A 13,223-nucleotide genomic window follows, 5' to 3' on the forward strand; every position below is an offset into this window, starting at 1 on the left:
AAATTCCGGTAACGCGCGGCAGCGCCGCGAACTAAGGGTGGTAAGGAGAGGCGTTCAGCCGCGGGTCTGGCCTTCGCCGGTCAGGACCCATTTGAGGGTGGTCAGGCCTTCCAGGCCGACGGGGCCACGGGCGTGCAGGCGATTGGTGGAGATGCCGATCTCGGCGCCCAGGCCGTATTCGAAGCCGTCCGCGAAGCAGGTGGGCAGGTTGACATAGACCGAGCTGGAGTCAACCTCGCGCTGGAAGCGTTGCGCCGCCGACAGGTCTTCGGTGACGATCGCGTCGGTGTGGCCGGAGCCCCAGCGCGCAATGTGCTCGATGGCGTCGTCGAGCGAGTCGACGATGCGGATCGCCAGGATCGGGCCCAGGTATTCGGTGGCCCAGTCTTCATCGGTGGCCGGCTTGGCGTGCGGCAGCAGCGCCAGGGTGCGCGGGCAGCCGCGCAGTTCGACGCCGTGTTCGGTCAGCGCCGCGGCCAGGCTCGGCAGGATCGAGACGGCGGCCACCGCGTCCACCAGCAGGGTTTCCATGGCGCCGCAGATGCCGTAGCGGTAGGTCTTGGCGTTGAAGGCGATGGCGTGGGCCTTGTCCGGGTCGGCCGCCGCATCGATGTAGACGTGGCAGTTGCCGTCCAGGTGCTTGATCAGCGGCACGCGCGCTTCCTGCGACAGTCGGGCGATCAGGCCCTTGCCGCCGCGCGGCACGATGACGTCGATGTGCTCGGTCATGGTGATGAGCTTGCCGACCGCGGCGCGGTCGGCCGTGGCGACCACCTGGACCGCGTCCTGCGGCAGGCCGGCGGCGGCCAGGCCGAGCTGGACAATGCGGCCCAGCGCCACGTTGGAGTGCAAGGCCTCGCTGCCGCCGCGCAGGATGGCGGCGTTGCCCGATTTCAGGCACAGCGCCGCCGCGTCGATGGTGACGTTGGGGCGGGATTCATAAATGATGCCGATCACGCCCAGCGGCACGCGCATCTGCGCCACGCGCATGCCGTTGGGACGCACTGTGGTGGCGGTGACACTGCCGATCGGGTCGGGCAGGGCGGCGATCTGGCGCAGGCCCTCGGCCATGTGCGCCAGCGTCTTCTCCGACAGGGTCAGGCGGTCGAGCAGGGCCGGTTCCAGGCCATTGGCGCGGGCGGCGGCCACGTCCTTGGCGTTGGCGGCCAGCAATTCGGCCTGGTTGGCGGCCAGCGCTTCGGCCATGGCCAGCAGGGCCTGGTTCTTGGCGGCGCTGTTGGCGCGCATCATGGCGCGCGAGGCCCGGCGCGCATTCTCGCCCAGGGTCAGCATGGCTTGTTCGATAGAGGACGAGGACATGACGGCGTCGTTCATAGTAAAGAGGGCGGCCAGGGCGCCGCTTGCGGATAGGGATAGTTTATCCGGCCAGGGGGGCCGGGGGAGACGAAGCGGTGGCGGCCGGGGCCGCCTTCACGGTCGGTTGCCGGCGGCGGCCACGCGCAAGGCCAGGCGGGTCATTTCTTCCCAGGGGTCGGATAGCCGCCCCGGCACCGACAGGCCCTTGATGAGACGGTCGACCTCGTGGGCGTGTTGCACCGCGGCAGGCCAGACGTCGGGGCGGACCCGGCCGAGCGCCTGCAGCGCCAGGCGTTCGTGCGCCCCGAAAATGCGCAGCCTGCGCATCAGGCCGTTGGCGTCCTGTCCCAGGCTGCGGGCCTCGGCCACGCGCGCCAGCAGACGGATTTCTTCGCCCACCGCCCACAGCACCAGCGGCAGGGCCTCGCCTTCGGCGCGCAGGCCGTCGATCATGCGGATGGTGCGGGCGATATCGCCGGCCAGCATGGCATCGCGCAGGCCGAATACATCGTAGCGGGCCACGTTGAGCACGGCGCGCTCGACGTCCTCCGGCGCCAACTGGCCTTCGGGATAAAGCAGCCCCAGTTTCTGGATTTCCTGGTGGGCAGCCAGCAGGTTGCCTTCGACCTTGTCGGCCATCCATTGCAGGGTGGCGTTGTCGGTACGCTGGTTCTGGCGCGCCAGGCGCTGGCCGACCCAGGCGGGCAGGCGGCCGCGTTCGATGCTGGGGATGTCGACCATCGTGCCGGCACGGCCCAGGGCCTGCATCCAGCGGCTTTCGCGGGTGGCCTTGTCCAGGCGCGGCAGCGCCACCAGGATCAGGGTATCCGGGTTGTCCGCCTGCTTTTCGGCCTGCTCGGCCAGGCGCGCCAAGGTATCGGCGCCGGACTTGCCGGGCTTGCCGGTCGGAATCTTGAGTTCGAGGATGCGGCGATCGCCGAACAGCGACACGCTCTGGGTTGCGGCGATGACCGCGCTCCAGTCGCTGCGCGCGTCCATCACCATCGACAGGCGTTCGGTATAACCGGCGCCGCGCCCGGCGGCGCGCAGCGCATCCACGGCCTCGGTGACCAGGAGGGGCTCGTCACCGGACACCGTATACAGCGGGGCCAGGCGGTTGCCGGCCCGCTGCAGGTGATCGGCCAGGCGATCCGCGTCCAGGACTTGTGCCATCGGTCAGCGCGTGTAGGCCGGGTCGGTGGTGGACGGCGTCTGCCACGGCGTCGGCGTGCGGCGAGGCTGCGGAGCGGTGGGATCGTATAGCGGCGTCTCGCCGTCTTCCGCCCGCTGTTCACGGTTTTCGAAGGCCTTGCGCACTTCCGGGGCCGTCATGCGGCGGAGCAAGCGCGAAACCAGATCACGCTGCATGGCGATGTAAAGCGTTTCGATCTGCCCTTGCTTGGCCTGGACGATCTGGTCGTCGTAGGGCATTTCGCGGTAGATCGACAGGGTCGTGTCCGGGATCAGGGCGCGGCCCTTCGCATCGATCAGGCGGAAAGTGTAATTGATGCCGAGTTCGTATTCCTCGACACGGCCCTGGGCGTTCAGCGACACCTCGCGCAGGGCGCGCGTGTTGGAGACTTCCTGCAGGATCGCCTGCGCATCCTTGGGCGAGGCAACCAGCTTGGTGTCGGGCGAGGCCGCGCGCAGCGCGCGCCGCACGTCGGCGCCGAACTGGGTGTTGTCGGCAATGCCGACATACAGCGTTTCGAACGGCAGCGGCGTAACGCCGCGCAGCGTGAAGCCGCAAGCCGAAATCAGCATGAACAGCGCCAGGCAGGCGCCGCGCAGCAGCCAGGATTGGCGGGGGGATTGCGTGTGTTGCCCGGCGAAGTACATGCTTGACCTCATCAGCCTACGACGTTGACCAGTTTGCCCGGAACCACGATGACCCGCTTGGGCGGGCGGCCTTCCAGGTAGCGGGCGACTTCATCCTGGGCGGCGGCGAGTTTTTCGATGTCTTCCTTGGCGGCCTTGGCGGCGACGCGGATCGAGCCGCGCAGCTTGCCGTTGACCTGCAGCATCAGTTCGATTTCGTCCGCCACCAGCGCGGCCTCGTCGACGTGCGGCCACGGCGCGTCGAGCAGGTCGCCCAGCTCGTGCGCGTAGCCGAGGTCGCGCCACAGGTGCCAGGTGATGTGCGGCACCACCGGATACAGCACGCGCAGCAGCACGCCCAGCGTTTCGGCGTAGGCGGCGTCGGCGTGCTTGCCTTCCGGCAGCTTGGCGTCATCGATGGCGTTGAGCATCTTCATGCACGCCGACACGACGGTGTTGTACTGGATGCGCTGGTAGTCGTAGTCGGCCTGCTTGAGCAGGTTGTAGACCTCGCGGCGCAGATCCTTGACGGCGGCGGGCGCGTCGGTCCAGTCGGCGCCGGCGGCCAGGCCGCGGGCGACGGTGTCGCGCTGCGCGTAGCTGATCGACCACAGGCGGCGCAGGAAGCGGTTCGAGCCTTCGACGCCGGAATCGGACCATTCGAGCGTCTGCTCGGGCGGGCTGGCGAACATGACGAACAGGCGCGCGGTGTCTGCGCCCAGCGTGTCGATCAGCGATTGCGGATCGACGCCGTTGTTCTTGGACTTGGACATCGTGCCCACGCCGCCGTAGGTCACGTCCGAACCGTCGGACTTGAGCTTGGCGCCGACGATGGCGCCGCGCGCGTCGTAGACGTTCTCGACTTCCTCGGGCCAGAAATACTCGATGCCGCCCTGGGCGTTCTTGCGCGAGTAGATGTGGTTCAGCACCATGCCCTGGCACAGCAGCTTGGTGAAGGGCTCGTCGAAGTTGAGCAGGCCCATGTCGCGCATGACCTTGGTCCAGAAGCGCGCGTACAGCAGGTGCAGGACCGCGTGCTCGATGCCGCCGATGTACTGGTCCATCGGCATCCAGTAGTCATTGCGCGCGTCGACCATGGCAGTGTTGTTGCCCGGCGAGGTGTAGCGCATGAAGTACCAGGACGAATCCACGAAGGTGTCCATCGTGTCCGTCTCGCGGCGCGCCGGCTTGCCGCAGCTGGGGCAGGCGCACGACAGGAAGGCTTCGTTCTTGGCCAGCGGGTTGCCGCTGCCGTCCGGGATCAGGTCGTCCGGCAGCACCACCGGCAGGTCCTTCTCGGGGACCGGCACCGGGCCGCAATCCGCGCAGTGGATGATGGGGATCGGGGTGCCCCAGTAGCGCTGGCGCGAGATGCCCCAGTCGCGCAGGCGCCAGGTGGTCTGCTTTTCGCCCAGGCCTCGCGCCCCGAGGTCGGCGGCGATGGCGTCCACGGCTTCCTTGTGCGACAGGCCGTCGTACTTGCCCGAGTTGATGGTGCGGCCGCTCTGCTTGTCGCCGTACCATTCCTGCCAGGCGTCGGTGGAGTAGGCCTTGCCGGCCACGTCCACGACCTGGCGGATCGGCAGGTCATACTTCTTGGCGAAGGCGAAGTCGCGTTCGTCGTGGGCGGGCACGCCCATCACGGCGCCGTCGCCGTAGGTCATGAGCACGTAGTTGCCGACCCAGACTTCGACCTGGTCGCCGGTGATCGGGTGGGTCACGAACAGGCCGGTGGGCAGGCCTTCCTTTTCACGCGTGGCCAGTTCGGCCTCGGTGGTGCCGCCCAGCTTGCACTGTTCGATGAAGGCGGCCAGGGCCGGGTTCGACTGCGCGGCGTGGGTGGCCAGGGGATGTTCCGGCGCCACGGCGCAGAAGGTCACGCCCATGATGGTGTCGGCGCGGGTGGTGAAGACGTACAGCTTGCCGTCCTGGATCAGTTGGCCGTCCTGGCCGGCGATCTGGTGCGGGAAGGCGAAGCGCAGGCCCTCGGACTTGCCGATCCAGTTTTCCTGCATCAGGCGCACGCGCTCGGGCCAGCCGGGCAGATCGTTCTGCACCGCGCCCAGCAGTTCGTCGGCGTAATCGGTGATGCGCAGGTAGTAACCCGGGATCTCGCGCTTTTCGACCGGGGCGCCCGAGCGCCAGCCGCGGCCGTCGATGACCTGTTCGTTGGCCAGCACGGTCTGGTCGACCGGATCCCAGTTCACGACCTGGGTCTTGCGGTAGGCGACGCCCTTTTCGAGCATCTTCAGGAACAGCCACTGGTTCCACTTGTAGTACTCGGGATCGCAGGCGCACATCTCGCGCGACCAGTCGATCGCCAGGCCCATCGCCTTCATCTGCTTCTTCATGTAGGCGATGTTGTCGTAGGTCCATTTGGCCGGCGGCACCTTGGACTTGATGGCGGCGTTCTCGGCCGGCATGCCAAAGGCGTCCCAGCCCATCGGCATCAGCACGTTGTAGCCCCGCATGCGCAGCTGGCGCGCCATCATGTCGTTGATGGTGTAGTTGCGCACGTGGCCCATGTGCAGCTTGCCGCTGGGATAGGGCAGCATCGAGCAGGCGTAGAACTTCGGCTTCTCGGAGCCGTCCGGGTTCTTCGCGTGTTCATGGACCAGATAGGCGTCGCGGGCCTGCCAGTCTTGGTGGGCGGCCGCTTCGACGGTAGTGGGGAGGTAACGTTCCTGCATGGGCTCGTGCGCGATGGCGAAAAATGGGTGAACCGCCCCCGCGCGCCAGGCGCGGGGGCGGCCAAAACCCCTGATTATAGGAGGTGCTAGGCGCGGATAGGGGGCGGGGCGGTTTCCGGGATGCGGGCACTGGCCCCCAGCATGCCGTAGGCCAGGGTTATGGCCGCCAGAACCGCGCCCGCGGTGACCACGCCGGGCCAGCCGTAATGGGAGTACAGCCAGGACGATACCAGCGATCCGGTGGCCCCGCCGATGAAATAGCTGGTCATGTAACCGGCCGTCAGGCGGCTGCGGGCCTCGGGCCGGCTACGGTACAGCGAACTGGTATTGGTGACGTGGACGCCCTGGATCGCCAGGTCCTGGATCAGGATGCCGGCCAGCAGCGCGATGACCGAGGCCTGGCCGAAGGCCATCAGGCCCCACGACGCCAGCAGCAGCAGCAGGCCGATGCGGGTGGCCTGGTTGCCCAGGCCGCGGTCGGCCAGCCTGCCGAAGCGGTTGGCGGCATAGGCGCCGGCCGCGCCGGCCAGCCCGAACAGGCCGATGGTGGTGTTGTTGAAGCCGTAGTCCGGGCCCGACAGCAGGAATGTCAGCGGTGTCCACAGCATGCTGAAGGCCGCGAACAGCAGGCCGCCGAGCAGCGAGCGGCCGCGCAGCAGGGGCTCCTCGGCGAACAGGCGGAAGATCGAGCCAAGCAGGCGCGGATAGCTCATCGCGGCCTGGCTCTTGTGGCGCGGCAGCACCTTCCAGAGCGCGGCGGACATGGCCAGCATCAGGATCGCGGCGACCCAGTAGACCGTGCGCCAGCTGCCCAGGTCGGCCAGTACGCCGGCCGCGGTGCGGGCCAGCAGGATGCCCAGCAGCAGGCCGCTCATGACCGTGCCGACCGCCTTGCCGCGCTCGTGCGGCGCCGCCAGGGTGGCCGCGAACGGCACCAGCACCTGCGCCACCACCGACAGCATGCCGGTCACCGCGGTGCCCAGCATCAGCATCTGGATGTTGCGGGCGAAGGCCGACAGCAGCAGGCCGCCGGACGACAGCAGGGTCATCAGCACGATCAGGCCGCGGCGTTCGAACAGATCCCCCAGCGGCACCAGCAGGATCAGGCCGAGCGCGTAGCTCAGCTGCGCGATCATGACGATGCTGCCGGCGGTGGCGTTGGACAGCGAGAACTGCTGGCTGATGGTGTGCAGCAGCGGTTGCGCGTAATAGTTGCTGGCGACCGCCAGGCCGGTGGCCACGGACATCAGCAGGATGACGGGCGCGGTGAGCGGGGCGGGTTGGGCGGGAGCGGCGTTCATGTGGGGCGGGAGTCGGGAGTGGCGGGGGAAGGCTCAGGCGGCGATGCCGCCGGGCGTTTCCTGGTCGTGCGGGATCAGCAGTTTCTTCAGCAGGCCGGCCATCTGGCGGCGCTCGGCGGCATTGAGGGGGGCGAGCAGCGCTTCGAGTTCGCGCAGGTAGTCCTTGAGCACCTGCTTGATGACGCGCAGGCCCTCGGCGGTCAGCGCCACGATGACGCCGCGGCGGTCCTCGGGGTTGGGCGTGCGTGCCAGCAGGCCGGCCTGTTCCAGGCGGTCCAGCCGGTTGGTCATGGCGCCGGAGGTCAACAGCAGCGCGGCGACCAGCTTCTGCGGATTCATGGCGTGCGGCGCGCCGCTGCGGTACAGGGTGGCGAGCACGTCGAATTCGCCCTGGTGCAGGTGGTGGCGCTTGAATGCCTGGCCGACGTCGCGCGCGGCGAAGGCGTGGAAGCGGAACACGCGGCTGAGGACGCTCATCGGCGAGATGTCCAGGTTGGGGCATTCCCGCTCCCACTGCGACAGCACCAGGTCGACCAGATCGTTCATGATGTTTTTATATGAAGTATCTTTACGTAAAGATAAATTCTAGCAGGCCGGCCTGAAATCCCGCAAGGCGCGCGCGATGGGGCGGCGCGGACGGCGGGAGAAAACACGGGCGCGAAAAAAGAAAGGGCCCGCCCCATGCGGGGCAGGCCCTTTCCGGCTTGACCGGATAACCGTGCGGAATTACTGCGCGGCGTCCTTCAGCTTCTTGAGCGGGCGAACCTTCACCTTGACCGAAGCCGGCTTGGCGGGGAACCAGCGCTCTTCACCGGTGAAAGGATCCTTGCCGAAGCGCTTGGCCTTGGCGGGAACCTTCTGCACGGCAACCTTGAACAGGCCCGGCAGCGTGAATTCGCCGGCGCCCTTCTTGTCCACGGAGCTCAGCACCGAGGTTTCCAGGCTGGCCAGGACGGCCTTGACCGCCTTGGCTTCAACGCCGGACTGCTCGACGATGTAGGCGATCAGCTGGGTCTTGTTCAGAGCAGCCTTGATAGCCTTGGGGGCGGCAGCGACCTTCTTGGCGGCGACGACCTTCTTGGCTGCCGGCTTCACAGCGGGTTTGGCGGCGGTAGCCTTCTTTGCGGGCGCCTTGGCGGCGGGCTTGGTGACTTTCTTGGCAGGAGCTTTAGCTTTCGTGGCCATGGTCAAAATCCGTATGTTGAGGACATTGGGGCAGCGCGCGCCGGGTATCGGCGTTTAACGCTACGCGCCCGATGATAGCGGAAGAGTGGCGGTTGTAGCCGCTTTCGCAAGGCCTTTTGCGCATTCTTTGTTGTTTTCCAGGCAGAAAAACCCCTTCTGCAAGGGGTTCTGCAAAATGCAGTGACAATCGCTGCGATTTTTTCAGTGCCGCGAATGCCGTGCGCATCGACGTCGCGCGTTGCGCGAAAGTGCTTTTGCAAGGGGCTTTTGAACCATCCCGGGTCGGCGTGTTCCAATGCTTCGCGCCGCGCGTCGGCCAGCGCATGCAGGCGGCCGCGGGCTGCCTGCATGCGCTGGCCCGCGTGCCATCCTTACCCCGCATGGAAGTGAAGTCCCTTATGTTGATGAAGAAGTTGGCGGCGAGCCTGCTCGTTGCGACCGCGTGTATGTCAGGCGCCCTGGCGCAAACGATGCCTCAGCCCGACCTGTCGGCCAAGGCCTGGCTGCTGCTGGATGAGACCAGCGGCCAGGTGATCGCGTCGCACGCGGCCACCGTCCGGATCGAGCCGGCCTCCCTGACCAAGATCATGACGGCGTACGTGGTGTTCGGCGCCATCCACAACAAGGAGCTGTCGCCGGACCAGAAGGTCACCATCTCGACGCGCGCCTGGAAAGTGCCGCCCGGCAGCTCCAAGATGTTCCTGGAGCCGGGCTCCAAGGTGTCGGTGGACCAGCTGCTGCGCGGCCTGATGATCCAGTCCGGCAATGACGCGGCGATCGCGCTCGCCGAGGCGGTGTCGGGCAGCGTCGAGGCGTTCGTGGCCCGCATGAATGACACCGCCGTGCAACTCGGCCTGCATGGCACGCACTTCGCCAGTCCCCACGGGCTGCCGGATCCGGGCACGTATTCCACGGTCAGCGACCTGTCGATCCTGGCCACGCGCTTCATCCGCGATTACCCCGAGCTGTACAAGACCTACGATTCGGCCAAGACCTTCACCTATAACAACATCACGCAACCCAACCGCAACCGGTTGCTGTGGCTCGATCCCAGCGTCGACGGCCTGAAGACCGGCCATACCGACGCGGCCGGATACTGCATCGTGGCCACTGCGCACCGGCCCAACGGCAAGGAGCAGCGACGCCTGATCACGGTGGTGGTGGGCACCGCGTCGGACAAGCTGCGCACGCAGGAGAGCCGCGAATTGCTGGAATGGGGCTTCCAGGGGTTCAATACCATCAAGCTCTACGCAAAGGGCCAGGCGGTGGCCACGCCCGAGGTCTGGAAAGGCCAGGCCGACACGTTCAAGGCCGGTTTTGCGCGGGACGCCTACGTCACCGTGCCGGCGGGCGCCAAGGTCGAGCCGATATGGACGCCGCAGGACCCGCTGGTGGCGCCGATCGCGGCCCAGGCCACGGTCGGTTCGCTGCGCGTGATGGTCGACGGCAAGCCCGCCATGCAGTTTCCGGTGGTGGCGCTGGAGCCGGTGGATGAGGCCGGCCTGGCCGGACGTGCCTGGGATTCGATTCGCCTGTGGTGGCGCGGGCATTCGGGCTGAGGGAGGTGAGCCATGGCCGTGAGTTTTCCCGGCGGGCCGGCGGCGGCGCCGACCCCTGATGATCCGTTGGGCCTGTTGTCGGCCTGCCACGGCCGCATTGCGCGCCAGTGCGACACCCTGCGGCGGCTGGCCGCGCACTTGCCCGCGCACGGCAGCGACGCCGCGGCCCAGGTCGCCGCCGCGGCCGTCGTGCGCTATTTCGAGACCGCCGCGCGGCACCACCATGAGGACGAGGAGGAGGACCTGTTCCCGGCCCTGATCGAATCCATGGCCGGTTCGGACGCCGTTTGCCTGCATGCGCTGGTGGACGGGCTGGTGGCCGATCATGCGCGGCTAGCGGCGCTGTGGACGCCGCTGCGGCAGATCCTGGGAGCGGTAGCCGCGGGCCGTCCCGCCGAACTGCCGGCGGCTCAGGTGGAGGCGTTCGCGACGGCCTATGCCGAGCATATCCGGCGCGAAGAAGATGAACTGCTGCCGCTGGCCGCGCGCCTGGTGGCCGATGACGCGCTGGCCGCGATCAGCAGGGCGATGAAGGCGCGGCGCGGTGGCGGGACCGCTTGAGTCGGGTTGAGATCCCGGCGTGGGCAGGGCCCGCTTTTAGTGTTAAATGACCCCAGCCGGAGCCCTTCGCGCCGGGTCACCAGACCTTCATGCCATGCACCGTCACGCGCGCTTTCGCCAGAAATTGCAGGACCCCTCCCTGATGCACGCCATGTCGGCGCACAATCCGCTGTCGGCCCGGCTGGCGGCCGAGGCGGGCTTCGATGCGATCTGGGGCAGCGGGTTCGAACTGTCGGCCAGTTACGCGGTACCGGATGCCAACATCCTGTCGGCTGGCCAGCACCTGGAGATGATGCGGGCCATCGCTGCCGCCGTTGACGTGCCGGTCATCGCCGATATCGATACGGGTTTCGGCAATGCCATCAATGTCGCTTATACCGTGCCCCAGTACGAGGCGGCCGGCGTGTCGGCCGTGGTGATGGAGGACAAGACCTTTCCCAAGGACACCAGCCTGCGCGCCGACGGCCGCCAGGAACTGGTGCGTGTCGCCGAGTTCCAGGGCAAGATCGAGGCCGCCTGCGCCGCGCGCCGCGATCCGGATTTCTGCGTCATTGCCCGCACCGAGGCGCTGATCGCGGGGCTCGGCCAGGCCGAGGCGCTGGCGCGTGCAGCCGCCTACGAGGCTGCTGGCGCCGACGCCATCCTGATCCATTCCAAGCAGACCACGCCGGATGAGGTGTTGGCCTTCATCGCGGCCTGGTCCGGCCGCGTGCCGCTGGTGCTGGTGCCAACCGCCTATCCGCAGTTGCGCGAGGCCGACATCAAGGCGCTGGGCAAGGTGGGGCTGGTGATCTACGGCAATCACGCGATCCGCGCCGCCGTGGGCGCGATGCGCGAGGTCTTCGCCCGCATCCGCGCCGAGGGCGGCATCCATGGCGTGGATGCCGGCCTGCCCACGGTGCGCGATATCATCGACTTGCAGGGCGACAAGGGGATGCGCGAACTGGAGCGCAGGTTCCTGCGCTGAACGCGCCCGGCATCGAAAAGAATACAAGGACGGGGAATGATGGCGGCGGGAAGCAGGGCGTGGCTGGCGCGGGTGTTTGGCGATTGGGTGCCGGAAGTTGGCCCCGCGACGCTGCGCGCCGACCTGGCGGCGGGGTTGCTCGGGGCCTTGCTGGTGCTGCCACAGGGCGTGGCGTTCGCCACGCTGGCCGGCCTGCCGGCGCAGTATGGCCTGTATTCGGCCATCGTGCCCTGTATCGTGGCGGCGCTGTTCGGCTCCAGCCGGCATGTCATGTCCGGTCCCACCAACGCCAATTCGCTGGCGCTGTTCGCGGTGCTGACGCCGCTGGCGGCGGCGGGCAGCCCCGGCTACATCGAGCTGGCCCTGGCGGTGACGGTGCTGGTCGGCCTCATGCAGTGGCTGGTCGGGGCCCTGCGCCTGGGGTCGCTGGCGCATTTCATCTCGCCGTCGGCGCTGTTCGGCTTCACCAGCGGCGCGGCCCTGCTGATCGCGATCCATGCCTTGAAGGATGCGCTCGGCTTGCCGGCGCCAGGGGCGCACGGCGCGGGCGCCTTGCTGCTCGGCCTGGCCGCCGGCCTGGATCGGGTGCAATCGGGCGCGTTGCTGGTCACGGCGGTGACGATCGCGGTGGCGCTGTTGCTCAAGCGGTTCGACAAGCGCAAGCCGTACATGCTGGCGGGGCTGGCGGCGGGGGCGTTGGCCGCGGCCGGGTTCAATGCCCTGGCACCGGGCTGGGGCGCGGCCGCCGTGCCGCTGTTGGGCGATCTGGCGCAGCCGTGGCCGCCGTTCCATATTCCAAGCGTGGACTGGCGCGTCTTGCCCGATCTGCTCAGCCTCGCGTTCGCGCTGACCATCGTCGCGCTGGCGCAGTCCATTTCGATTGCCAAGGCGGTGGCCGCGCGCTCGGGCCAGCGCATCGACGCCAATCGTGAATTTGTCGGACAGGGGCTGTCGAACGTGGTCGGCGGCTTCTTTTCCTGTTATCTGTCCTGCGGTTCGCTCAACCGTTCCATTCCCAATTACGAGGCGGGCGCGAAGACGCCGCTGGCGGCGGTGTTCTCGGCCTTGTTGCTGATGGCGCTGGTGGCGCTGAGCGGACCGTTGCTGGCGCGGATCCCGCACGCGGCCATTGCCGGGCTGTTGTTGCTGGTGGCCTGGACGCTGCTGGACGCGTCGCGCTGGCGGCAATTGATGCGTACCCAGCGTGGCGAGAGCGCCATCGCCGCCGCCACGCTGGCGGCCACCGTGACCCTCCGCATGGAAGTCGCGATCCTGCTGGGCACCGTGCTGTCGCTGATGGTGTACCTGCACCGCACCTCGCGGCCGGCGATGCGCACCATGGGCTTCGATTCGCGCGGGCTGGAGCGCCGCTTCGTGGTGCTGGAGCGGCAGCCCGAGGCGCTGCCGGAGTGCCCCCAGCTCAAGCTGCTGCGCATGGAGGGGTCGGTCTACTTCGGCGCCGCCGCGCACGTGGCGCAGCGCTTGCAGGAACTGCGCGCCGGGCCCGATGCGCCGCGCCATCTGCTGGTGATGGCCAAGAGCATGAATTTCATCGATCTGGCCGGCGCCCAGGTCTGGGAAGACGAGCTGGCCGCGCGCCGCGCGATGGGCGGGGATCTGTATTTCCATCGGCCGCGGCCGGAAGTGCTGGCGATGTGGCGCCGCACGGGCTTTCTGGAGCGGCTGGGCGAGGATCACGTGTTTCCCGACAAGGCCACGGCGTTGCATGCCATCTACGCCCGCCTGGATCGCGGCATCTGCGCCAGTTGCCGCGCCAAGGTGTTCTGGGAATGCCAGCCGGAAAGCCCGCAGGCAGACGCTTGAG

At 67.9% G+C, this 13,223-nt stretch carries 12 protein-coding genes; 4 read left to right on the top strand and 8 right to left on the bottom strand.

All coding sequences use genetic code 11. The features are described from left to right. Positions 1-54 precede the first annotated feature (54 nt). The 8 genes from AruCF_RS06700 to AruCF_RS29065 form a co-directional block, all read right to left on the bottom strand. The gene (locus tag AruCF_RS06700; protein ID WP_049072682.1) at positions 55-1,335 is read right to left on the bottom strand and encodes a glutamate-5-semialdehyde dehydrogenase; all 1,281 of its coding nucleotides are present in this window, start codon (positions 1,333-1,335) and stop codon (positions 55-57) included. 96 nt (positions 1,336-1,431) lie between these two features. Beyond that, complete coding sequence (gene holA / locus AruCF_RS06705; protein ID WP_049072683.1) at positions 1,432-2,490, bottom strand: DNA polymerase III subunit delta; 1,059 nt, start codon at positions 2,488-2,490, stop codon at positions 1,432-1,434. A 3-nt stretch (positions 2,491-2,493) separates the two neighbouring features. Continuing rightward, positions 2,494-3,156: an LPS-assembly lipoprotein LptE gene (locus tag AruCF_RS06710; RefSeq protein WP_049072684.1), complete on the bottom strand. Its 663-nt coding sequence runs from the start codon at positions 3,154-3,156 to the stop codon at positions 2,494-2,496. 11 nt (positions 3,157-3,167) lie between these two features. Further along, a complete protein-coding gene (gene leuS / locus AruCF_RS06715) occupies positions 3,168-5,825 on the bottom strand; it encodes a leucine--tRNA ligase (protein WP_049072685.1) in 2,658 nt (885 codons plus the stop codon). An 86-nt stretch (positions 5,826-5,911) separates the two neighbouring features. Beyond that, positions 5,912-7,126: an MFS transporter gene (locus tag AruCF_RS06720; protein WP_049072686.1), complete on the bottom strand. Its 1,215-nt coding sequence runs from the start codon at positions 7,124-7,126 to the stop codon at positions 5,912-5,914. Between the two features lie 33 nt (positions 7,127-7,159). Beyond that, positions 7,160-7,672: a MarR family winged helix-turn-helix transcriptional regulator gene (locus AruCF_RS06725; RefSeq protein ID WP_049072687.1), complete on the bottom strand. Its 513-nt coding sequence runs from the start codon at positions 7,670-7,672 to the stop codon at positions 7,160-7,162. Between the two features lie 180 nt (positions 7,673-7,852). Continuing rightward, positions 7,853-8,311 (bottom strand): HU family DNA-binding protein, encoded by a 459-nt coding sequence (locus AruCF_RS06730; RefSeq protein WP_049072689.1) that lies wholly within the window; start codon positions 8,309-8,311, stop codon positions 7,853-7,855. Continuing rightward, on the bottom strand, positions 8,295-8,636 hold the full coding sequence (locus tag AruCF_RS29065) for a hypothetical protein (RefSeq protein ID WP_144419102.1): 342 nt from the start codon (positions 8,634-8,636) through the stop codon (positions 8,295-8,297). The genes AruCF_RS06730 and AruCF_RS29065 overlap by 17 nt, the downstream gene beginning before the upstream one ends. Before the next feature lie 73 nt (positions 8,637-8,709). On the opposite strand from AruCF_RS29065, the gene AruCF_RS06735 reads away from it, so the two are divergent. The 4 genes from AruCF_RS06735 (at position 8,710) to AruCF_RS06750 (ending at position 13,222) form a co-directional block, all read left to right on the top strand. Next, entirely contained in the window at positions 8,710-9,870 is a 1,161-nt protein-coding gene (locus AruCF_RS06735) for a D-alanyl-D-alanine carboxypeptidase family protein (RefSeq protein WP_080977555.1), read from the top strand. A 12-nt stretch (positions 9,871-9,882) separates the two neighbouring features. Further along, complete coding sequence (locus AruCF_RS06740; protein ID WP_049072690.1) at positions 9,883-10,431, top strand: hemerythrin domain-containing protein; 549 nt, start codon at positions 9,883-9,885, stop codon at positions 10,429-10,431. Between the two features lie 94 nt (positions 10,432-10,525). Then, the gene (locus AruCF_RS06745) at positions 10,526-11,398 is read left to right on the top strand and encodes a phosphonopyruvate hydrolase (RefSeq protein ID WP_049072691.1); all 873 of its coding nucleotides are present in this window, start codon (positions 10,526-10,528) and stop codon (positions 11,396-11,398) included. A gap of 39 nt (positions 11,399-11,437) precedes the next feature. Next, complete coding sequence (locus tag AruCF_RS06750) at positions 11,438-13,222, top strand: SulP family inorganic anion transporter (protein WP_049077611.1); 1,785 nt, start codon at positions 11,438-11,440, stop codon at positions 13,220-13,222. The last annotated feature ends 1 nt before the right edge of the window (position 13,223 follow it).

The organism is Achromobacter ruhlandii, from assembly GCF_002082135.1.
GTDB classification, from domain to species: Bacteria; Pseudomonadota; Gammaproteobacteria; order Burkholderiales; family Burkholderiaceae_B; genus Achromobacter; species Achromobacter ruhlandii.